Source organism: Streptomyces flavovariabilis, assembly GCF_000725785.1.
GTDB lineage: Bacteria > Actinomycetota > Actinomycetes > Streptomycetales > Streptomycetaceae > Streptomyces > Streptomyces hawaiiensis.
The window spans coordinates 13,928-34,306 of record NZ_JNXD01000008.1 but is presented as its reverse complement, the minus strand read 5'-3'; the positions used below and the strand labels follow the sequence as shown (position 1 = coordinate 34,306).

At 71.7% G+C, this 20,379-nt stretch carries 19 protein-coding genes and 2 pseudogenes; 14 read left to right on the top strand and 7 right to left on the bottom strand.

Annotated elements, in window-relative coordinates; translation table 11 throughout:
- Positions 1-6 precede the first annotated feature (6 nt).
- The 6 genes and pseudogenes from IO24_RS0116030 to IO24_RS0116000 all read left to right on the top strand — a co-directional run bounded on the left by IO24_RS0116030 (position 7) and on the right by IO24_RS0116000 (position 8,177).
- On the top strand, positions 7-1,086 hold the full coding sequence (locus IO24_RS0116030) for a ComEC/Rec2 family competence protein (RefSeq protein WP_031136266.1): 1,080 nt from the start codon (positions 7-9) through the stop codon (positions 1,084-1,086).
- Positions 1,083-2,363, top strand: coding sequence for a patatin-like phospholipase family protein (locus IO24_RS0116025; RefSeq protein WP_031136264.1), 1,281 nt, complete (start codon positions 1,083-1,085; stop codon positions 2,361-2,363). Before IO24_RS0116030 ends, IO24_RS0116025 begins: the two co-directional genes overlap by 4 nt.
- Positions 2,364-2,445: 82 nt before the next feature.
- The gene (locus IO24_RS0116020) at positions 2,446-3,288 is read left to right on the top strand and encodes an NmrA family NAD(P)-binding protein (protein ID WP_031136262.1); all 843 of its coding nucleotides are present in this window, start codon (positions 2,446-2,448) and stop codon (positions 3,286-3,288) included.
- Positions 3,289-3,325: 37 nt separating this feature from the next.
- Positions 3,326-3,442 (top strand): annotated as a pseudogene (locus IO24_RS47595) (YceI family protein); the annotation flags it as partial.
- Between the two features lie 318 nt (positions 3,443-3,760).
- Entirely contained in the window at positions 3,761-5,803 is a 2,043-nt protein-coding gene (gene fusA / locus IO24_RS0116005; RefSeq protein WP_031136260.1) for an elongation factor G, read from the top strand.
- Between the two features lie 625 nt (positions 5,804-6,428).
- Positions 6,429-8,177: a hypothetical protein gene (locus IO24_RS0116000; protein ID WP_031136259.1), complete on the top strand. Its 1,749-nt coding sequence runs from the start codon at positions 6,429-6,431 to the stop codon at positions 8,175-8,177.
- A 112-nt stretch (positions 8,178-8,289) separates the two neighbouring features.
- Here the strand turns inward: IO24_RS0116000 and IO24_RS45970 are convergent, their stop codons facing one another.
- The 4 genes from IO24_RS45970 to IO24_RS0115980 form a co-directional block, all read right to left on the bottom strand.
- Positions 8,290-8,550 carry an ATP-binding protein gene (locus IO24_RS45970; protein ID WP_051905917.1) on the bottom strand — a complete coding sequence of 87 codons (261 nt, stop codon included), beginning with the start codon at positions 8,548-8,550 and terminating at the stop codon, positions 8,290-8,292.
- Between the two features lie 167 nt (positions 8,551-8,717).
- A complete protein-coding gene (locus IO24_RS40690) occupies positions 8,718-8,930 on the bottom strand; it encodes a hypothetical protein (protein WP_037667914.1) in 213 nt (70 codons plus the stop codon).
- Positions 8,927-9,262, bottom strand: coding sequence for a hypothetical protein (locus IO24_RS0115985; RefSeq protein WP_234335224.1), 336 nt, complete (start codon positions 9,260-9,262; stop codon positions 8,927-8,929). The genes IO24_RS40690 and IO24_RS0115985 overlap by 4 nt, the downstream gene beginning before the upstream one ends.
- Before the next feature lie 111 nt (positions 9,263-9,373).
- On the bottom strand, positions 9,374-9,997 hold the full coding sequence (locus IO24_RS0115980) for an HD domain-containing protein (RefSeq protein ID WP_045296222.1): 624 nt from the start codon (positions 9,995-9,997) through the stop codon (positions 9,374-9,376).
- Between the two features lie 169 nt (positions 9,998-10,166).
- Here IO24_RS0115980 and IO24_RS0115975 point away from each other — a divergent pair, with 169 nt between their 5' ends.
- Positions 10,167-10,709, top strand: a complete 543-nt coding sequence (locus IO24_RS0115975) for a hypothetical protein (protein WP_031136254.1) — start codon at positions 10,167-10,169, stop codon at positions 10,707-10,709.
- A 47-nt stretch (positions 10,710-10,756) separates the two neighbouring features.
- Here IO24_RS0115975 and IO24_RS0115970 read toward each other — a convergent pair whose 3' ends face one another.
- Positions 10,757-11,716 (bottom strand): ATP-binding protein, encoded by a 960-nt coding sequence (locus IO24_RS0115970; RefSeq protein ID WP_031136252.1) that lies wholly within the window; start codon positions 11,714-11,716, stop codon positions 10,757-10,759.
- A 151-nt stretch (positions 11,717-11,867) separates the two neighbouring features.
- Here IO24_RS0115970 and IO24_RS0115965 point away from each other — a divergent pair, with 151 nt between their 5' ends.
- A complete protein-coding gene (locus IO24_RS0115965) occupies positions 11,868-13,388 on the top strand; it encodes an ABC transporter substrate-binding protein (protein ID WP_031136250.1) in 1,521 nt (506 codons plus the stop codon).
- A 10-nt stretch (positions 13,389-13,398) separates the two neighbouring features.
- On the opposite strand, the gene IO24_RS0115960 is transcribed toward IO24_RS0115965, so the two are convergent.
- Complete coding sequence (locus tag IO24_RS0115960; RefSeq protein ID WP_031136249.1) at positions 13,399-13,800, bottom strand: RidA family protein; 402 nt, start codon at positions 13,798-13,800, stop codon at positions 13,399-13,401.
- A gap of 113 nt (positions 13,801-13,913) precedes the next feature.
- On the opposite strand from IO24_RS0115960, the gene IO24_RS0115955 reads away from it, so the two are divergent.
- A complete protein-coding gene (locus IO24_RS0115955; RefSeq protein ID WP_031136248.1) occupies positions 13,914-14,294 on the top strand; it encodes a winged helix-turn-helix transcriptional regulator in 381 nt (126 codons plus the stop codon).
- Positions 14,295-14,314: 20 nt separating this feature from the next.
- Here the strand turns inward: IO24_RS0115955 and IO24_RS0115950 are convergent, their stop codons facing one another.
- Positions 14,315-15,076: a CDP-alcohol phosphatidyltransferase family protein gene (locus IO24_RS0115950; RefSeq protein WP_031136246.1), complete on the bottom strand. Its 762-nt coding sequence runs from the start codon at positions 15,074-15,076 to the stop codon at positions 14,315-14,317.
- A gap of 108 nt (positions 15,077-15,184) precedes the next feature.
- Between IO24_RS0115950 and IO24_RS0115945 the strand changes: the two genes are divergently transcribed.
- The 5 genes and pseudogenes from IO24_RS0115945 to IO24_RS46395 all read left to right on the top strand — a co-directional run.
- Positions 15,185-16,165: a zinc-dependent alcohol dehydrogenase gene (locus IO24_RS0115945; RefSeq protein WP_031136244.1), complete on the top strand. Its 981-nt coding sequence runs from the start codon at positions 15,185-15,187 to the stop codon at positions 16,163-16,165.
- Positions 16,166-16,336: 171 nt separating this feature from the next.
- A complete protein-coding gene (locus IO24_RS0115940; protein ID WP_030843501.1) occupies positions 16,337-16,735 on the top strand; it encodes a 6-pyruvoyl trahydropterin synthase family protein in 399 nt (132 codons plus the stop codon).
- Positions 16,732-17,937 carry a glycosyltransferase family 4 protein gene (locus tag IO24_RS0115935; protein ID WP_031136242.1) on the top strand — a complete coding sequence of 402 codons (1,206 nt, stop codon included), beginning with the start codon at positions 16,732-16,734 and terminating at the stop codon, positions 17,935-17,937. The genes IO24_RS0115940 and IO24_RS0115935 overlap by 4 nt, the downstream gene beginning before the upstream one ends.
- On the top strand, positions 17,934-19,043 hold the full coding sequence (locus tag IO24_RS0115930) for a class I SAM-dependent methyltransferase (RefSeq protein WP_031136240.1): 1,110 nt from the start codon (positions 17,934-17,936) through the stop codon (positions 19,041-19,043). The genes IO24_RS0115935 and IO24_RS0115930 overlap by 4 nt, the downstream gene beginning before the upstream one ends.
- Positions 19,040-20,302 (top strand): annotated as a pseudogene (locus IO24_RS46395) (lysylphosphatidylglycerol synthase transmembrane domain-containing protein); the annotation flags it as partial. The gene IO24_RS0115930 and the pseudogene IO24_RS46395, both read left to right, overlap by 4 nt.
- Between the last annotated feature and the right edge of the window lie 77 nt (positions 20,303-20,379).

Here is a 20,379-nt window from a genome sequence, read left to right as displayed (position 1 = left end):
GCCGACATGCTCACCTTCGATTTTCTGGACGCTCGCCACGGCGACTGCTTCCTCGTCCACTGGGGCTCACCCGACGGGCGGGTCATGCTCGTCGACGGCGGCCCCGGCGGCGTCTACCGGGCCACGCTCCGAGGCCGGCTGCGCCGGCTCGGCGGACCGGACGGCGGCGACCCGCCGCACCTCGACGTCGTGTGCCTCTCCCACGTCGACGACGACCACGCCGGCGGGCTCGTCCGGCTCTTCCGCGACATGAGACAGGCCCAGCAGGACGGCGACGCCCTGCCGTACGCGGTGGACGCCCTGTGGTTCAACTCGGTGGAGGAACTCGTCGACCGGCGCGCCCCCGGGCTGAGCGCCTCCGTCCGGCCCCTCCTCGAACGCGCCGCCACGGACGCGGCGGTCGGGGCGAGCTACCACCAGGGCCGCGACATCCGCAACGCGGCGACCGCGCTGCACCTGGAGGGCAACACCCCGTTCGGCGGCCCGCTCACCGAAGGCGCCGAGGCCGTCCTCGACGGCCTGGACGTCACGGTCGTCGCGCCGGACGAGGAAGCGCTGGAGGAACTGGAGGAGCGGTGGCGCAAGGCGAAACAGCGTGGCGATCCCGATGTCATCACCGCGGGATACACCGACGGGTCGGTGCCGAACCTCTCCAGCATCGTCCTGCTGCTGCGCCACGCGGGCCGCACCGCCCTGCTCACCGGTGACGCCCGCGGCGACCGCGTCCTGTCGGGGCTGCGCGCACTGGGCCTGCTCGACGACTCGGAACCCCTCCACGTCGACCTGCTGAAATTGCCGCACCACGGCAGCGACCGCAACGTGGAAGCAGGCTTCTTCGAGCAGGTGCGGGCCGACCACTACGTCATATCCGCTGACGGCGTCCGCCACCACCACCCCAGCGAGGACACCCTGCGCTGGCTCGTCGAGTCCCGGGCACCGGACGACGCGTACGTCGTCCACCTGACCAACCCCATCCCCTTCGCCGAGGAGGAACTGGCGCGTCTGAGAGAAGGCCGCGCCTTCGGCATCGACGTCCGGGCGCCCGCCGAGCAAGCCCTCCTCATCACGATCGGAGAGCCGCCATGACCACCTCCCGGCAGGCCCCCGCCCCTTCCGCGCCCCCGGCCGGCGCCGTGCCGGCCGGCGGTCCGCAGTGGGCCGTCGACTCGCCCGCCGCCGGCACCGGTCTCACGGCGCGTCCCTGCGGTGACACGCTCCGCCCCGCCGAACCGCCCGCCACCGCGCACCCGGTCGCGCTCGCCCTGTCCGGCGGCGGATTCCGCGCCACCCTCGCCGCCCTGGGCTTCGTGCGGCTGCTGGCCGACACCGGGCTGCTCTCCCGGCTGCGGTACTCCTCGTCCGTGTCGGGCGGTTCGATAGCCAACGGCTGCCTGGCCGCCGCCTGGCCCGCGCTGCGGCGGGAGAACTTCACCGCACGCGCCGTCGACGAGCAGGTCGTCGCACCCGTTGTCGACCGCGTCTCCTCCCGCTCCCTCAAGCGTGCCCTTGTCCACGGCCTGTGGCGGACCCTCGGCCCCTCGACCCGTACGGACCTCCTGGCCGGACGTCTCGACGAGTGGTTCCTGCGGGAGACCGAACTGGAGCGCCTGGACCCCGAGGTGCGCTGGATCGTCAACGCGGCCAACCTGACCACCGGTGCCCGCTTCACCTTCGAACGCGACGTGTACGGGGACTACACCATCGGTCTGGCCTCCACGGCCGGCTCGCGGCTGCGGCTGAGCCGGGCCGTGTCGGCCTCCGCCGCGGTCCCCGGCGCGTTCCCGCCCGTCGTCCTCGACCAGGACCCCTTCCCGTGCGCCACCCGCCCGCCCGCCCTGCTCGACGGCGGTACGTACGACAACACCGGCCTGGAGGCCATCGACGGGGACCGCTACCGGCACACCTTCCTGTGCGTCCTCAACGCCGGAGGCCTGCTGCGCCCCGGCGTGTACGGGCGCGTCCCGGTGGTCCGGGACCTGGCCCGCGCGAACTCGATGCTGTACCGGCAGAGCACCACGCTGCGGACCCGTGCCGTCGTCGAACGCTTCGAGCGCGCGAGGGCCTCGGGCCCGGACGGTGAACTGCCGCGCGGTGCCCGCCGCGGAATCCTCGTCCAGCTCTCCACCCACTTCCCGGCGGGCGGCCCGGACACCCTGCGCCGCTGGCGCGCGGCCTTCCCCGAACACCCGGACTTCGACGGCCGCCATCTCGCGCTCGTCCCGACCGTGTTCGACCGCCTCGACCCCGGCCTCTGCCATGCCCTGGTCCACCGCGGCTGGTGGCTCGGCGGCGCGGCCCTCGCGGCCTACCACCCGGAGCTGCTTCCGGACGACCTGACAGCGCTGCGCCCGCCGCAACGATGACACCCCGGTCGACGACCGCAAGCGCAGCCCCGCCCGGTCCTTGCGGACAGAAGGTGACCGCAAGCCTTCGTAGGGTCGAGGCATGACTCAGACGCAGAGGATTCTTGTCACCGGCGCCACCGGAACCGTCGGCCGTCAGGTCGTCGCCGAACTGCTCGACCGGGGGCACCAGGTGCGTGCCCTGACACGCGACGCCGCGAACGCCGCCTTCCCGGCGGGGGTCGAGGTCGTCCAGGGCGACCTCACCGAGCCGGACGGCCTGGCCCCGGCCCTGAAGGGAATCACCGGCCTCCACCTGATCACCTTCGGCGGTGCCGCCTTCAGCCCGCTGGAGACCGGCCCCCGCATCCTGGAACTCGCCCGTGCGGCCGGGGTCCGCCGCGTCACCGTGCTGCACGGCGGCGGCCCCACCCCGCTGGAGGACGCGGTGCGCACCGGCGACGGCGTGGACTGGACGGTGCTCATGCCGGTCGAGTTCATGGCCAACGCCCTGGAGTGGGCGGACGGGATCGTGACCTCGGGCGAGGTGCGGGAGCCGTTCGTCGACCGGCTGAGCGCCATGGTCCACGAGGGCGACATCGGCGCCGTCGCGGCCGTCTCGCTCACGGAGGAGGGGCACGGCGGCCAGGAGTACGTGATCACCGGCCCCGAGGTGCTCACCATCGGCGACAAGGTGAAGACGATCGCCTCCGCCGTCGGCCGCGAGATAGCCCTGGTCGAACTGACCGAGGAGCAGGCCCTCGCGCAGTGGCGGACGGCAGGCCTTCCCGAGGACGTCATCGGCTTCCTGCTCGAGGCGTACGGGAACACCCCGGAGGTGGGCAGGACGGTCTCCGGCACCGTCGAGAAGGTCACCGGCCGCCCGGCGCGCACCTTCGCCCAGTGGGCCGCCGAACACACGGACGCCTTCACGGAACGGTCCTGACAGCCTCGTAAGGAGACACCCGGCCCGGAGCCGGCACGTCAACCCGCGTTCCATGCCGGCCCGGGGCATCGCGGTGATCGGCCCGACGGGCCAACTGGGACTCGACGTCCGGGCGATCTGCCGCACCCACGACACCCCGGCCCCGCCGGAATAATCCCTGGCCCCGTTCCACCCGGTCCCCCTACACTCACGCAGGTACCCGGCGCCGCCCACTACCGAGCGCCGGGCACCCTCGCGACGGATGAAGGGAGACGGCCATGCGTGACCACACCGCTGCCGTCTCCCTGCCGCGCTACGAGGTGATCCTCGTGTCCTCGTCGCCCCGGTGCCCGCTGCGCGGCGGCACCGGCTGACCGGGACGAACGTCTGACACCCGAAGATCCTGACGTGCTGTCAGGTTCGGGGGACACCTGTCCGTTTCGCCCTGGAATCGCGCTGCCCTTTTCCTGATCGCACCGAAAGGCCCCGGGCCGTGCGCACCCCAGTCAACCCGCTCGCCGTCGTCCGCAACCTCGGCATCCTCGCCCATGTCGACGCCGGCAAGACCACCGTCACCGAACGGATCCTGTTCGCCACCGGAACCACGCACAAGCGCGGCGAGGTCCACGACGGCACCACCGTCACCGACTTCGACCCGCAGGAGCGCGACCGGGGCATCACCATCTTCTCCGCGGCGGTGAGCTGCGCCTGGGACGGTCACCGGATCAACCTCATCGACACCCCGGGGCATGTCGACTTCGCCGACGAGGTGGAGCGTGCGCTGCGGGTGCTCGACGGTGCGGTGGCCGTGTTCGACGCGGTGGCCGGGGTGGAGCCGCAGAGCGAGTCGGTATGGCGGCAGGCCGACCGGCACGGCGTGCCGAGGATCGCGTTCGTCAACAAGATGGACCGCGCCGGGGCCGACCTCGACGCGGCCGTGGCGTCGATCCGCGCGCGACTGCACCCGGCGCCCCTGGTCGTACAGCTGCCGATCGGCGCGGAGGACACCTTCACCGGTGTCGTCGACCTGGTACGCATGCGCGCGCTGCTGTGGACCGATGACGGCACCGTCGAGAACGTGCCCGTGCCCGACGAGCTGCGGGCCGCGGCCCGTGAGCGCCGCCGGTCGCTGGAGGAGGCCGTGGCGGAACTGCACCCGGGCGCACTGGAGGAGTTCTGCGACACCGGCACGCTCGCCGAGGAGACCCTCTCCTCGGCGCTGCGCCAGGTGACCCGGGACGGTGACGGCGTGGTCGTGCTGTGCGGCTCCGCCTACCGCAACCGCGGTGTCGAGCCGCTGCTCGACGCGGTCGTGGCCTATCTGCCGTCGCCGCTGGACGTGCCGCCGGTCCGGGGCACGCTCGACGGAGCGGAGCAGGAGCGGCCCGCCGACCCCACGGCACCCGCGGCCGCCCTCGCGTTCAAGGTGCACGCCACCTCCACGGGGCGGCTGACCTATCTGCGGATCTACGCGGGCACCATCGAGAAGGGAGACACCCTGTGGGACGCGACCGCGCGGCGCACGGAGCGGATCGGGCGGATCCTGCGCGTCCAGGCCGACCGGCACGCCCCGCTGGACCGGGCCGTCGCCGGGGACATCGTCGCCGTGGTCGGGCTGAAGTCGGCCCGCGTCGGCTCGACCTTGTGCGCACCGGACGCTCCGCTCGTCCTGGAACCGCCCGGTGTGCCCGAGCCGGTGGTGTCGGTCGCGGTCGAGTCCCGCCGGGCCGGTGACACCGACCGGCTGGTGTCGGGGCTGGCGCGGCTGACCGAGGAGGATCCCTCGCTGGTCGTGCGAACCGACCCGGAGACCGGGCAGACCGTGCTGTCGGGCATGGGTGAACTGCACTTGGAGGTGGCGGTGGAGAAGCTCCGGCGCGAACTGGGTCTGGAGGTCAACGTCGGGCGGCCACGGGTCAGTTACCGGGAGACCGTCGGCCGGGGCGTGTCCGGGCTGGTGTTCCGGCACGTCAAACAGGACGGGGGAGCAGGGCAGTTCGCGCACGTCGTCCTCGACGTGGAGCCGTACGAAGAGGGTGTCTTCGACTTCCGCTCGGCCGTCGTCGGCGGGCGCGTGCCGCAGGAGTACGTGCGGGCGGTCGAGGCCGGCTGCCGGGACGCCCTCGCCGAGGGCCCGCTCGGCGGGCACCCGGTTACCGGGCTGCGTGTCACGCTCACCGACGGGGCGACCCATGTGAAGGACTCCTCGGACACGGCGTTCCGCACGGCCGGCCGCCTCGGTCTGCGGGAGGCCCTGCGTGCCTGCGCGATGGTCCTGCTGGAGCCGGTCGTCGAGGTCACGGTCACCGTGCCCGAGGACGCGGTCGGTGGCGTGCTCGGCGATCTCGCCGCCCGGCGCGGGAAGGTGACCGGCTCGGTCACCCGCGCGGGCGCGGCGGTCGTCACCGCCACCGTGCCGCTGGCCGAACTGTTCGGCTACGCGACCCGGTTGCGCAGCCGCACCCAGGGCCGCGGCACGTTCACTGCCCGGCCCACCGGCTACGCGCCGGCGCCGGTCGCGACGCCGGCGCGGTAGCGCACGGGACCGGCCCCTCCCTTCTGTGCCCGGAGGGAGGGGCCGGACCGGAAGGCCAGGGCCGCCGGACCGGGTGGGTGCATCAGGTCGGCTGGGCTTGCTCGAGGGTGAGCACCGGCAGCACGAGGCGCCCGGATGAACAGGTCCTGAACGGTGGCCCGGTCGGCGGAAGTGGTCCAGGGAGGCGCCGCGCGGCCGGTCTCCGGCGGCGTGGCGGAGGGCGGTTACCGGGATCGCCGGATACGCAGTGCCGTGACAGTCGGCGAAAGCGCTGTGACGATCAGTGACAAAAGTAACGCCCACCTTGGACATCGGTACCCGGCTCGTCGAATCCGGGCCCCGGTCGCGCGCCACGGACGGGACACGGCTGCCCGGTGATGGCCGAAGGCACCTGCCCACCGGCTGCCCTCCCCCGGGCCAGCCGCCGGACGCCGGCCATCTCCGACCTCCGTGGCCCGTCGTCGACGGTCAGGTTCAGCGCCTTGTGCTCAAGAGTGGACACGTAGCCGAACTGCCACAGAAGTTGAGTCAGTTGCCACCGAACCACAGGTCACCGAGCCGTAGACTTCGGCAGCGAGCGCCGACGACGCACGGCCGTTGCGCGCCCTCGTGGGGAGGAAACCGAATGCAGGCCCCTTCGGAATCGACGGAGATCGCCGAACCAGAGCAGAACGGCCAGAGCGATACCGCCGACTCACCCCTTGTGGACGATCCGACACCCGACTCGGACACCGACTCGGTGACGGCATCTACGCTCCTGGCGGAGGTGCTCCCAGGGGTTGCTGTCGTCCTTGGTGAGGTCCCGGCGGAGCTCGAGTCCGATCTGGTCGACTTCGGGCTCGTGCCGTCCGCCGACCGCGAGAAGATCTCCACAGCCCTCGCCTCGATCGGGAACGCGGCAACCGTCGCCGGCAGCTTCGCCAACGCGTGCGCCGGTGTGCAGGGGCTCTACAGGATCAGCAGCGCGACACAGGCCCTGCTGAAGGCAGGCGGAACGCTCGCCGTCAAAGATGGCGCGAACCTTGGGGCAGTGTTCGTCAACGGCAAAATCGTCGCTCAAGCCCGCCTCATCCCCGTGACGTCCGTGAGCATGGCGCAGAACGCCGCAACGCTCGGGCCGGCGCTGGCCATGGTCGCCCTTCAGATGCAGCTGAGTGAGATCACGGGCCTCGTGAGGACCAACATCGCGCTGACGAGCCAGGTACTCACTACCATCCGCACCGAGCAGTGGGCCGAACTGACAGGTCTGGTCACCACCGTCGAGCGCGCGATCGACCAGGCGCGAGCGGTCGGATCGGTCCCCGCCTCCCTGTGGGAGAACGTCGCGGGTAACGAGTCGTCGCTGAATAAGCAGCTCGACCTGTACCGACGGAACGTCCGTGGTCACGTCGGGCAGATCGATCAGGGCGACACACGCCGCCTCCGTGAGTACCTTCAGACGAACGCCGAGGCGATCCTCTTCGACGCCCACGCCCTGCTGTCCTCTCTCAAGGCATGGACCGGCTACCAGGCGCTCCGCGCCGGTAAGGCGAGAACCGCAGGACGCGAAGACGCAGATGAAGCCCGGCTCGTCGACGTCATCGCGCGCGACACTCGCACGGAGCTGGGGTCCGCTCTCGCCGAGACGACGCGCCTCGTCGACGCGCTGACGCGGGAGCTGCGCATCGTCGCGGAACTCCCTGGACGCGAGACACTGTCACAGTCACTGCCGGGGAAGCGGAAAGACTCGAAGGCGGCTCGCCAGACCTCCGCCCGTCTTCTGGAGGCGATCGAGCCTCTCGCCGACGCCCTTCGTCCGCCGGCCCCTCCGCTCGAGGCTCCGGAAGTCGTCTGCACGCCCGAATCGCTGGATCTCAAGCCGTACCTTCGCATCCTGCGGTGGTACGTCGAGGACGGTGAGACCCTGCGTGTCCTTGGCTTCGCTGACCAGCCCGATGCCCTCGGTCCGCTTTCCGCGATCATCGGCGGGGCGAAGGAGAAGTTGGCGGCAGCTAGGGACAAGGCTGCGGCGAAGACCCTGGTCGCCGTCACGGACCGCCGCATCATCACGACCAAGACGAACGCCTTCCTCGAGCAGGGCGAGATCCGTCAGGAAATTCCGGTCGACCGAGTGCGATACGTCCGAGCAGCAACTCAGGACAAGAGTGAGTGCTTGGCGATCGACCTCATCACACGCGACGAGAGCATCCGGTGGCTCTTCCGCGCTGACATCGACAACACTCAAGTGGACGCGCTCGCCGCCGTGCTCGCCGAGTCGATGACGATTCCGGACGAGGAGCGTGAAGCCCTTCGACGGCGGCGCCACGCTCCCCTCGAGGCGGACAAGACGGGCGAGAGTACCGGGATGGGTTCCGAGAAGCTCACTGAGTCCTAGACCGCGAGCTGCGGGGCCGGGTAGGCATCGAGCCAACTGACGGGGCCGCCCCGGCCGCGCACACCGTACGCCGTCGGTTCGGTGCGCCGCCATCGTGCGCGTGAGGCGGTTGTCATGGGCTCGGCGGCAGTCCGACCAGGTGCTGGGGGAGCGCCGGTGCCTGCGGACGGATACTGCCGGGCCGATCGCTCGACGCGGTAGCCAGTACCGCCCACACCGTCCTGCCGGGACCCGAGCGGCGGTCGGTGCCGCCCCAGCCGTCGGCCAGGGCGGCGACGAGGAGGAGTCCGCGGCCGGATTCGGACTCGGCGTTGGGACCCGTGGCGCTGGTGGCGACGGGCCGACGTTCCGCGCGGGTGTCGGAGATTTCCACGCGAAACCGCCCGCCGTCAGCCTCGGCGGCCAGGGACGTGGAAGTCCCGGCCGGGCACCCTCCCGTGCCGTACGGCGTTGGCGCACAGCTCCGCGGTGATCAGGGTCAGCGTCTCGTTGACGTGGCTGTCGACCTATGAACGGGGAACCCGCCTTCTCCCAACCGGGCTACGCAAGGCGGTATGTGACGGGCCGGTCCTCCACCTTCATCAGCAGGCCCTGGCTCGCGAGGTCCCGGAGGATCTGCCGGGTGTGCTTGTCCCGCGGGTCGTGTCCCGCGTCGCGCAGTGCGCGAAGCCCGCGTTCTGTGTCCCAGAGGCCGCCGTAACTCCGCACGGCCTTCTCGAGGTCGGCGCGCTGGCTGCCGGCCGGTTCGGTCAACGCTCCGCTCCCTGTGCCTGCTCGCCGACGGCGACGGTGTGCGCCTTCCTTTTGTGGTTGGCGATGCTCGCCGGTGCGCCGACGTAGTCGCACGACGGACACTCCCGCCACACTCCCTCGGACACGGCACGCGCGCTCACCGAGTGTCCGGGCCCGTATCCATGTCCGTGCAGCAACTGGGCGACGGAGGAACCGTACTCGACCGCAAGCAGCGCCGCCTCCGCCACCTTGTCGTGTCCGGGCGCGAAGAACGATCCGGTTCCGACCTTCTTGGCGCAGCCGCACCAACAGGTGCCAGTCGGAGTTAGGTTGGGAAGAGGCTTCGTGGTCATGCCGTCACAGTAGGTCGACTTGCGGTGGAGCACGGGGCGTTCGTCGTGTTCGGTGCCTTCACCGAGCCGCCGTGAGAGCACAGGAACCGGCAGCCATGGCCTTACGGCCTGCTACCCCCGAACCGCGGCAGCCGTCGCGTCTTCCTCCGTCCCGAAGCCCGGCACGGGCCCGGTGAGGTCCGGGTCGCCGAACTCCGCCCGCAGTGCCTGGAAAGCGGTCACCTTGTCCGCGCCGAAGCGGCGGATGTGGGCGGCGTACTCGTCGGGGGAGAGGTACGCCGACGGGCGGGACTTGGTGTGGAACTTGTCCGCGTACATCACCAGCCTCTCCTCCTCCGTCACCGCCACATAGTCGGCGGGAGGGAGGGGCAGTCCCTGGCTCACGATGTCCTGCCGCGTGAGTCCCACTCCGGTGTGGTGGGAGCAGAAGCGGCGGAGGTTCTCCGGGAAGCCCTCCGCTTCGAGGATCTCGTGGCCGAGCAGGCCGTGCCGGATGTAGTTCTCGTGGTCCAGCCGCCCGTCGTCCCGGTAGAGGCGGTAGACGCCGATGTCGTGGAGGAGGCAGCCGGCGCGGACCAGATCGGCGTCGAGGTGGGCGAGGCGGGGCGCCGAAAGGAGCTGCTCGGCGATTTCCCAGACGATCTCGCAGTGCGTATGGACGAGGGTGAACGCCTCGGTGGTGGGCGCGTACTTCTCGTGCAGCGCCCGGATCTCTGCGGGGCCTGGAATCCTCATCAGGTGAGCGTAACAATCGCTCATCCGGCTGAGCCGGGTAGTTCCCGCAACGCCCTTTTTCACGCGATCGGATGGTGCCTCGGGGAGCGGGCACCTGCCTGGCCTGCGGGCCGTTCGAGCTGGTGACGGGACTTGTTGTCCATTCTCAGCACGGTAACGGGAGCACACCATGGGCCTGCACTTCCACCGCAACCCCGACGGCACGACGACCGGGCGCAACGAGGCCAACGGCTTCACGGTGACGCATGCCGACGAAGAAGAGGTGAAACGGCAGTTGTACGAGGACGCCGGGTGGGAGTACACCCCTCCACCGCCTCCGGTTCCTTCCGGCCTCCATCGGTTCTCGCTGGTGCACGACGAGTTCCGGGCCTCCGGATTCGGCGACGAGAGGTACGCGGGGCTGCGGGCGCGTCCGCCGGAGGGGTGTGTGCCGGTCGACTGGGGGTGCTTCGCCCTGGAGTGTGTGCGGCCCGGCAAGACGCTCATGGACGCGGTCGCCGGTACCGTCGCGGAGGTCCGCCGGGAGCACGGGCTGGTGATGAACAGTCTGGGTGTCGAGAAGCCCCAGGAATGGTTCGACGCGGACAACAAGAACGGCTACGCGGCGAAGACCGTCGCGCACCTGGTGCTGATGGCCGCTGACCGAGCCCGACTGCTCGGGTACGGGCGCAAGGACGTGGTCCGGCTGCTCGATGCCACGGGGATCGAGTAGCCGGAGGGGGGAAGGCGCCTTGGGCGACGCCTTGGGTGTGGTGCGCCTCAAGGCCGGGCGGTCGGCCCCGGGACGAAGTCCGGATCCACCTGCGCCGCCAGGTCCTCGCCCGTACGCGCGTCGGCCCAGGCCCGGACGTTGCGCAGGTGGAACTCGACCGCGTGGTGGTGCAAGCGGTCCCAGTCGCGGTGGCGGGAGTCGACCGCCTCGCGCAGGACCGTCAGGGCATGACGGTTGTGTGGCTCCAAGGAGTTCAGGGCCTCCGGTCCGGCGTCCGTGCGGCCCTGCTCGGCCGCGCGGATCCAGGGGGAGTGGACCAGGTGGGTCAGGAGGTCGTCGCCCACCTGTTCCTTCAGGAAGAGCAGGTCGTCCTCGCCGGTCACCTTGTTGCCGACGACCGCGATGCGGATGCCGAACTGCTCCGCGTGGTCGCGGTACTGGCGGTACACCGAGACGCCCTTGCGGGTGGGTTCCACCACCAGGAACGTGATGTCGAAGCGGGTGAACAGGCCCGAGGCGAAAGCGTCCGCGCCCGCCGTCATGTCGACCACGACGTACTCGCCGGGGCCGTCCACCAGATGCCCGAGGTACAGCTCGACCGCGCCGAGCTTCGAGTGGTAGCAGGCCACGCCCAGGTCGGACTCGTCGAACTCGCCCGTCACCATGAGGGGCACGCCGCCCGCCCGGCCGACATGCCGCGTGTGCAGTTCGTCCTCGCCGAGCGGGCGCAGCAGGCGCGAACCGCGTCCCGGCGGGGTCGTCTTGATCATCGCCTCGGGGGAGGGGATGCGGGGGTTGTCGCCACGGAGGAAACTCTTGATGTCCGGCACGTGCGCGCCCAGGGGAGGGGCGGGCTTCTCCTCGCCGCCCAGCGCCTCGGCCAGGTGCTGGTTGATGTCGCCGTCGATGGCGAGGACCGGGGCGCCGGAGCGCGCCAGGTGGCGGGAGAAGAGCGCGGAGAGCGTGGTCTTGCCGCTGCCGCCCTTGCCGACGAATGCGACCCTCACGACCGCCCCATCTTTTTGAAAACGGATGTCATGTGGTTAGGTTTAGGGAGTGATCCATGGTGATGTCAAATCGCTTGCTCCGTACGGGATTTGGTGATGTCCCTCGCGCGATCACCCGGTTGACCGGCGTGTTTCGCTTGATGCATATGCTGTGCAAGTGCGTCTTCCGAGCATCAAGAGCCACCGTCGGCTCCTCAGCGCCCTTGCCCTCGTGCCGTGTCTGGCCGGCTGCTTCGTCTCCCCCGGCGGTGAGGGGTCGCCGGTGGGCGGACCGTCGGGGGCGCGGCTGCGCGTCGCCCTCGCCTTCCCGCCCGCCGAGAACTTCTCGCCGTACGGAGCCGACGCCACGCTGCTCAGCCGCCTCGGCGTCACCGAGGGGCTGACCGCCCTGGACGCCAACGGTGCCGCGGCTCCCGCACTCGCCCAGTCCTGGCGCCGGGAGAACGACCGCACCTGGCGGTTCACCCTGCGCGAGGCCGCCTTCCAGGACGGTACGGACGTCACCCCCACCGCCGTCGCCGCCGCGCTCACCCACGCCACGAAGGCCGAGCCCGCACCCGCCGCCCTCGCCGGCGTCACCCTCGGCGCGCAGGCCGACGGCGACCACGGCGTCCGCATCACCACCGCGGCACCCGATCCCGTCCTGCCCATGCGCCTGGCCGGCCCGAGCCTGGCCATCCTCTCCCCGAAGGCGTACGAGAAGAAGGGCGGCCCGACACCGGTCGGCACCGCCACCGGGCCCTTCGAGATCACCGAGGTCAACGGCGGCGGCTCCGCCACCCTCGACCGCTACGACGACTACTGGGGCGGCCTCGCCCACGCCACCGGCATCGACGCGCGTTTCGTCAAGGACGGCACCGCACGCGCCAACGCCGTACGCACCGGCGACGTCGACATCGCCGAGGCGATCCCCGTCGCCCAGGCCACCACACTCGACAAGGCCACCCTCAGGGAAGCCGGCACCACCCGCACCACCAGCCTGCAACTCAACACGGAGACCGGACCCTTCAAGGACCCGGAGCTGCGCGCCGCCGCCCGCACCGCGATCGACTCCTCCGCACTCGTCAAAGGCGTCTTCGAGGGGTACGCCGACCCGGGCGCCGGCATCTTCGGGCCCGCCGTCACCTGGGCCGAGAGCAAGCGGGTGAAGCCGGCCGGGCGCGCGAAGGCCGCCCGGCCCGACGGCACGCCGATCACCCTCGCCACCTACGACAACCGGCCCGAGCTTCCCGAGGTCGCCCAGGTCGTGCAACAGCAACTCCAGAAAGCCGGCTTCATGGTGAAACTGGAGGTCCGCGAGTACTCACGGCTGGAGAGCGACGCGCTCGCCGGGAAGTTCGACGCGTTCATCGGCGCCCGCAACAGCCTCCTGGACACCGGCGACCCCATCGGCATCCTCGGAAGCGACTACACCTGCGACGGCGGCTACAACCTGGCCCGGCTGTGCGACAAGAAAGCCGACCGGGCCATCGCCGAGGCCGTCGGGACCGACGGCACCGGCGAGCGGCAGGACGCCGCCATGGCGGCCGAAGCCGCGATCCTCGGTACGGACGCGGTCGTGCCGCTGGCCCACCAGCAGATCATCGCCGGCGTCTCCACCAAGGTCCGGGGCGTTCTGCTCGACCCGTACGAGCGGGCCCTGGTGGGCGCGGGAACACGAACACGACGCTGAAACCGGCCGCTCAGGCAGGCAGCTTCGTGTCGATCACGCAGCTGATCTCGACGAGCTGCCCGGAAAAGGTCAGTTCGGTGACGCCCAGGGCCGTGCTGACCGGCCGGTGGGTGCCGAAGTACGCCCGGTTGCCCTTCGCCACCACCTCGGCGTTGCCCGCCAGGTCCACCGCGTAGAGCGTCTGGGAGACGACCTGGTTGCGGGTGACGCCGTAGTGGGCCAGGACCTTGTCGAGGTTGACGTAGGTCTGCTCGAGCTGGGCGGCGACGTCGTCCTCGGGGTGGAAGACACCCGCCTCGTCGAACGAGAGCTGCCCCGAGACGTGGATCAGATCACCGGACCTGATCGCCTGCGAGTAGCCGAAGTGGCTCTCGGCCGGGATGCCGTGGTCGTAGACGTCGATGGTCGTCACAGTCGCTGTCCTTCCGTCGAGCGCGAACCCGCGCTCTCTTGCGGTTACTCGGAAACCGTAGGAGAGTGACCGCCGACCTGGAAGAACGCACTTTTCAGTGACTGGGGAACCCGATGGTGACCAAGCAGTTGAGAGACCTGCCGGAGAACACGGACCTGCGGAGGGCGGATTCCCTGGCGCGGGAGATCTTCTCGGACGTCGCCAACAAGTGGGCGCTGCTGATCATCGAGGCCCTCGGGGAACGCACCCTGCGGTTCAGCGAGTTGCGCGACGAGGTCGAGGGCATCAGTCACAAGATGCTGACCCAGAACCTGCGGATGCTGGAGCGCAACGGCCTGGTGTCCCGGAAGGTGCACCCCACCGTGCCGCCCAAGGTCGAGTACACGCTCACCGAGCCGGGCCGGGCCCTGCGCGCCACGGTCGACGCGATCTGCGGCTGGACCCACCAGTACCTGGGTCACATCGAGGAGGCACGCGGGCGGTTCGACGACTGACCGCCACCCGTTCCGGACGTTCAGCTCGCGACCAGTTCCCGTACCTGACGGGGCGCCACCGGCTCCTGGACGCGTGAGGTCCGGTACAGCCACAGCACGTCACGCCCGAACGACCAGACCAGCAGGCCCAGCGCCAGGGCCGCGACACCGAAGTTGGCCGCGTAGGGCAGCAGATCGGCGCCCGCCAGAAGCAGCAGCACACCCTGGAGCGCGGCGACGGTCTTCCGGGCCGTGCTCGGCGGGAGCGCGGCGGTCAGCCAGGGCCACACCTTGGCCGCGGCGACGAAGACGTAGCGCATGCCGCCGATCAGCAGCACCCACGGGCCCAGTTGCGTGGACACGTACACGCTGAGCACCAGGATCAGGAACGCGTCGACCTCCATGTCGAAGCGCGCGCCCAGCGGGGTCGAGGTCCCGGTACGGCGGGCGACCTTGCCGTCGACGCCGTCGAGGATCAGCGCCACCGCCGTCATGCCGACGAACAGCGACACGGGCGGAGAACTCTGGAAGGAGTCGGCAACCAGGGCGGTGACCCCGCCGACGAGGGTGGCCCGGCCGAGCGTGACCCGGTTGGCCGCGCCGAACGACCGCAGCCGCGAGCGGTGCAGGGCCCGGGAGAGCACCGCCCAGGTGGCGATCGCGAACGCGAGGCCGGTCAGCCAGCCCGCCGGCCCCATCCCGATCGCCGTACCGATCAGGGCCAGCAGCAGGACCTGCGCACCCGCCCCCAGGGCGGTCTCCTGCTGTACGAGCCTCGCGTCGTAAGTGTTGTTCAGGGCCACCGAACACCCTCCGGCCGTGTGACAGAGTCGATCAACGCCGCTACGTTGTGCGCGGCCTGTGCACCCCTCGGTACGCAAGCAGCTTCCCGATCGTTCAGGAGGACTTCGATGAAGCACACCGGACGCGCGTTCTGGATCGACTCGCCTGGGCGAGGCTCGATCCGGGACGTCGCCCTGCCGGCGCCCGGCGAGGGCGAGGTGCTGGTCCGCACACTGTTCTCCGGTGTGAGCCGCGGCACCGAGACGCTCGTCTTCCGCGGCGGCGTGCCCGTCAGCCAGCACACGGCCATGCGCGCGCCCTTCCAGGAGGGCGACTTCCCGGGCCCGGTGAAGTACGGCTACCTCAACGTCGGCGTGGTGGAGGAGGGGCCCGGGGAACTCGCCGGCCGCACCGTGTTCTGCCTCTACCCGCACCAGACGCGCTACGTCGTACCGGCCACCGCGGTCACTCCCGTCCCGGACACCGTGCCCGCCGAACGGGCCGTGCTCGCCGGGACCGTGGAGACCGCCGTCAACGCCCTGTGGGACGCCGCGCCCCTGGTCGGCGACCGCATCGCCGTGGTCGGCGGCGGCATGGTCGGCTGCTCGGTGGCCGCCCTCCTCGCCCGGTTCCCCGGGGTCCGCGTCCAGCTGGTCGACGCCGACCCGTCCCGGGCGAAGATCGCCGAGGCGCTCGGCGTCGGCTTCGCCACCCCCGAGGACGCCGACGGGGACCGCGACCTCGTCGTGCACGCCAGCGCCACGGAACAGGGCCTCGCCAGGTCCCTGGAACTCCTCACCGCGGAGGGAACCGTCCTCGAACTCAGCTGGTACGGCGACCGGCAGGTCAGCCTCCCGCTCGGTGAGGCCTTCCACTCCCGGCGGCTCGTCATCCGCAGCAGCCAGGTCGGCACCGTCTCCCCGGCCCGCCCCAACCGCACCTACGCCGACCGGCTCGCGGTCGCTCTGGACCTGCTCGCCGACCCCGCGCTCGACGCCCTCATCACCGGCGAATCCCCCTTCGAGGACCTGCCGGACGTACTGCCCAAGCTGGTTTCCGGCGAGGTCCCCGCGCTGTGCCACCGCGTCCGTTACGACGAGAGCGATTGACGCATCGGCTGACGATTCGTTCCATCCGGTACGACTTCGCCACGACAAGAGCGCCTGACCTGAGAAAAGACGTGCGGAAGGCTGAACAGGGGAAGGCAACGAGCCGTACTACCCGGCATCCCCGGCACCCGAGAGCGGGGAGCAGACGCGCCGCACCTGGAGGGTCGTCCGTTGTTCAGCATCACCGTCCGCGATCACATCATGATCGCCCACAGCTTCCGTGGCGACGTCTTCGGACCCGCGCAGCGCCTGCACGGAGCCACGTTCCTCGTGGACGCCACCTTCCGGCGCGAACAGCTGGACGAGGACAACATCGTCGTCGACATCGGGCTGGCCACCCAGGAACTGGGCGCGGTCGTCAGCGAGCTGAACTACCGCAATCTCGACAACGAGCCCGACTTCGCCGGAGTCAACACCTCCACGGAGTTCCTCGCCAAGGTCATCGCCGACCGGCTCGCCGAGCGCATCCACAAGGGAGCGCTGGGCGAGGGCGCGAAGGGCATCGCGGGCCTCACCGTCACGCTGCACGAGTCGCACATCGCCTGGGCGAGTTACGAGCGTGCGCTGTGACCGACACGACCATCGAGCGGCCCGAGCACGTGGATCCGGCACCGGCGCGGCTGAATTATGTTCCCGTGCAGCATGCCTTGCTGAAGAACGCCGAGATCATCCCCATGTCCTTGCGCACCGTGCACTTCGTGCTGCCGGGCGGCGTCGACGACCCGGCGGCGCCGAGCGGCGGCAACGCCTACGACCGGCGCGTGTGCCTGGACCTGCCCGGCTTCGGCTGGCAGGTGACCAAACACGCCGTGGCCGGTGACTGGCCCCGGCCGGGGGCCGACGCCCGCACGGAACTCGCCCGCACCCTGAGCGGTCTGCCCGACGGGGCCGTCGTCCTGCTCGACGGGCTGGTGGCCTGCGGCGTGCCGGAGATCGTCGTGCCCGAGGTGGAACGGCTGCGCATGGCCGTCCTCGTCCACCTCCCGCTCGGCGACGAGACGGGCCTGGACGCGGCGGTGGCCGCCGAACTGGACGCCAAGGAGCGGACGGTGCTGCGGGCGGCGCCGACGGTGATCGCCACCAGCGACTGGGCGGTCCGCCGCCTGGTCGCCCACCACGGTCTTCCCCCCGAGCGGGTGCACGTCGCCGCCCCCGGCGCCGACATCGCGCCCCTCGCGCCCGGTACCGACGGTGTGTCGCGCCTGCTGTGCGTGGCCGCCGTGACCCCGCGCAAGGGCCAGCACCGGCTGGTGGAGGCACTGGCCACGGTGAGCGAGCTGCCCTGGAGCTGCGTGTGCGTCGGCGCTCTGACCCAGGACCCGGAGTACGTCGCCCACCTGCGGTCCCTCATCAGGAAGCACGGCCTTCAGGACCGGCTGGAGCTGGCCGGGCCGAAGTCCGGCCCCGCGCTCGACGCCGCCTACGCCACCGCCGACCTGATGGTCCTCACCTCCTACGCCGAGACGTACGGCATGGCGGTGACCGAGGCCCTGGCACGGGGCATCCCGGTGCTGGCCACGGACGTCGGCGGGCTGCCCGAGGCGGTCGGCCGCGCGCCCGACGGCGGGGTGCCCGGCATCCTCGTCCCGCCGGAGAACCCCGCCGCCATCGCCGCCGAACTGCGCGGCTGGTTCGGCGAGGCGGACGTACGACGCCGTCTGAAGGCCGCCGCCCGCAGCCGCCGCGCCGCCCTCGACGGCTGGGCGACGACCGCACAGAGCCTGGCGGCGGTACTGCGCCGGCTCCCGACCGAACCCCGGAGGGCCGCATGACGAACCCGGTGACGACGACCCAGCAGAGCGGGGCGATTCCGGCACAGCCCGGGCCGAGGGAGGTCATGGGGATGACGGACGACGTGATTCCGGGCGCGGCTCCTCGCGGGCAGTCCGGGCGGGTGCAGGCCACCGAGGCCGTGCTCCCCGGTCTCGGCTCCAGCGTGGAGTCCGGCCCGTGGCAGGCGCCGGGGGGCGTCATCCCCGGCGCCGGACCCAGCGGCAAGCCCGGCTCGCGGCCGACCGTCAAGCTGCGTGAGGCCAACCCGGATGATCCGCCCCGGTACGCGCCCGAGTGGCTGGAGTTGCGGGAGCCGGCCGATGCCGCCGCGCGGGCGCACGAACTGCTCGACCCGCTGCGGATCCGGCTCGCCAACCTGCCCGGCAAGTCGGGCGGCGTCGTCATCCACGACCTGGGCTGCGGCACCGGCTCGATGGGCCGCTGGCTCGCACCCCGCCTGGACGGTGCCCAGCACTGGATCCTGCACGACCGGGACCCCTACCTCCTGCACTTCGCCGCCGTCTCCTCCCCGCGCTCGGCCGCCGACGGCAGCCGGGTCTCCGTGGAGACGCGGCGTGGTGACGTCGCCCGCCTCACCCCGGACGCCCTCCAGGGCGCGTCCCTGGTCACGGCATCCGCCCTGCTGGACGTCCTCACCCGCGAGGAGATCGACACCTTCGCCGCCGCGTGCGCCGGAGCCGGCTGCCCCGCCCTGCTGACGCTGTCCGTCGCCGGGCGCGTGGAACTGACCCCGTCGCACCCGCTGGACGCGGAGATCGCCCAGGCGTTCAACGACCACCAGCGCCGCGGCGGCCTGCTCGGCCCCGATGCCGTCACGGCGGCCGCCGAGGCGTTCTCCGAGCACGGCGCGACCGTACGGCTGCACCCGAGCCCCTGGCGGCTCGGCCCCGAGCAGGCCGCGCTCACCGAGCAGTGGCTGCGCGGCTGGGTCGGCGCCGCCGTCGAGGAGCGCCCCGAGCTGCGGGCCGAGGCCGACGTCTACCTGACCAACCGGCTGGCGGCGTGCGCCGCGGGCGAGTTGCGTGTCCTCGTCCACCACGTCGACCTCCTGGCCCTGTCCCGCCCGGCGGGCGGAGCGTCATGAGCCCCCAGGCGACGGGAACCCGCCCCCGCACCACGCTTCCGGAGAACCGCCGGTCGCCCGCGACCGGCAGCGGCACCCGTGCGCGTGCCGTCTCCGGCGCGGCGGCGGCCCGGGCAGACGCGGCCGTGCCGCGCCCGGTCGTGGGCGACAGGAGCGAGCCCGCCGCCTCCAACCCGCCCGGCCCCGGCCGGACTGCCGAAGCCCCGTCGCCGAGCACCGGCCTGGAGGACAACTGCGCGGGCAGCGCCGGCGCGGCGGACATCGGCGCGGCCGGAGCCGGCCCGAACCGCATCGGCGCGGATGGCACCAGCCCGAACGACGCCGGCGCGGGCCGCGTCGGCGTGGAGGGCATCAACGCGGACGGCAGCGCCCCGGAGGGCACCGGCCCGGACAGTGCCCGCTCGTCTTCGCCCGGCCCGATCCGCGCGGCCCTGGCCCGGCTCGGCTCTCCCGCAGTCCGTACGCACCTCGGCACCGTCGCCGGAGTCGCCATTTTGGGCGTGCTGTTCTGGCGGCTCGGTACCGGCGTCTTCCTGGACGGGCTGCGGCGGATCGACGGGGTGTCGCTGCTGCTCGCGCTCGGCATCGGGCTCGTCACCACCGTGTTCAGCGCGTGGCGGTGGGCGATCGTCGCCCGGGGGCTCAGGATCCGGCTGCCGTTCGGTCCGGCCGTCGCCGACTACTACCGCGCGCTGTTCCTGAACGCGGCTCTGCCCGGCGGTGTCCTCGGCGATGTGCACCGGGCCGTGCGGCACGGGCAGAGCGAGGGGGATGTGCGGCGGGGCGTGAAGGCCGTCGTCCTCGAACGGGCCGCCGGGCAGATCGCGTTGTTCGCCGTCGGGGCGGTCGTCCTGCTGACCATGCCGTCGCCGGTGCTGGCCGAATCCCGGCACATCGCCCCGCTCGCGGCTCTGGCCGCCCTGGGGGCACTCGCCGTCGTCCTCGCCCTGCGCATGAACCGCGCGGCACCCTCCCCCCGCGGCCGCAGGCTGCGCGCGGTCCTCGCCGAGGCCCGCGAGGGGCTGCTGTCGCGGCGGAACGGACCCGGAGTGGTTGTCTCCTCCGTGGTGGTGCTGGCAGGTTACGTCGCGATGTTCGTGCTCGCCGCCCGCGTCGCCGGGACCGCCGCCTCCGTGGCCGTCCTGCTGCCCCTGGCGGTCCTCGCCCTGCTGGCGATGGGCCTGCCGCTGAACGTCGGAGGCTGGGGCCCCAGGGAAGGCGTCACCGCCTGGGCGTTCGGCGCCGCGGGCCTGGGCGCCGGCCGGGGACTGGCCGTCGCGGTCGTCTACGGGGTGCTCAGCCTCGTGGCCAGCCTGCCCGGCCTGATCGTGCTCGT

Coding starts and splice junctions, on each gene's coding strand:
- IO24_RS0116030 (WP_031136266.1), top strand. CDS start 7: ATGCTCACCTTCGATTTTCTGGACGCTCGCCACGGCGACTGCTTCCTC.
- IO24_RS0116025 (WP_031136264.1), top strand. CDS start 1,083: ATGACCACCTCCCGGCAGGCCCCCGCCCCTTCCGCGCCCCCGGCCGGC.
- IO24_RS0116020 (WP_031136262.1), top strand. CDS start 2,446: ATGACTCAGACGCAGAGGATTCTTGTCACCGGCGCCACCGGAACCGTC.
- IO24_RS0116000 (WP_031136259.1), top strand. CDS start 6,429: ATGCAGGCCCCTTCGGAATCGACGGAGATCGCCGAACCAGAGCAGAAC.
- IO24_RS0115985 (WP_234335224.1), bottom strand. CDS start 9,262: ATGACCACGAAGCCTCTTCCCAACCTAACTCCGACTGGCACCTGTTGG.
- IO24_RS0115980 (WP_045296222.1), bottom strand. CDS start 9,997: ATGAGGATTCCAGGCCCCGCAGAGATCCGGGCGCTGCACGAGAAGTAC.
- IO24_RS0115975 (WP_031136254.1), top strand. CDS start 10,167: ATGGGCCTGCACTTCCACCGCAACCCCGACGGCACGACGACCGGGCGC.
- IO24_RS0115955 (WP_031136248.1), top strand. CDS start 13,914: ATGGTGACCAAGCAGTTGAGAGACCTGCCGGAGAACACGGACCTGCGG.
- IO24_RS0115945 (WP_031136244.1), top strand. CDS start 15,185: ATGAAGCACACCGGACGCGCGTTCTGGATCGACTCGCCTGGGCGAGGC.
- IO24_RS0115930 (WP_031136240.1), top strand. CDS start 17,934: ATGACGAACCCGGTGACGACGACCCAGCAGAGCGGGGCGATTCCGGCA.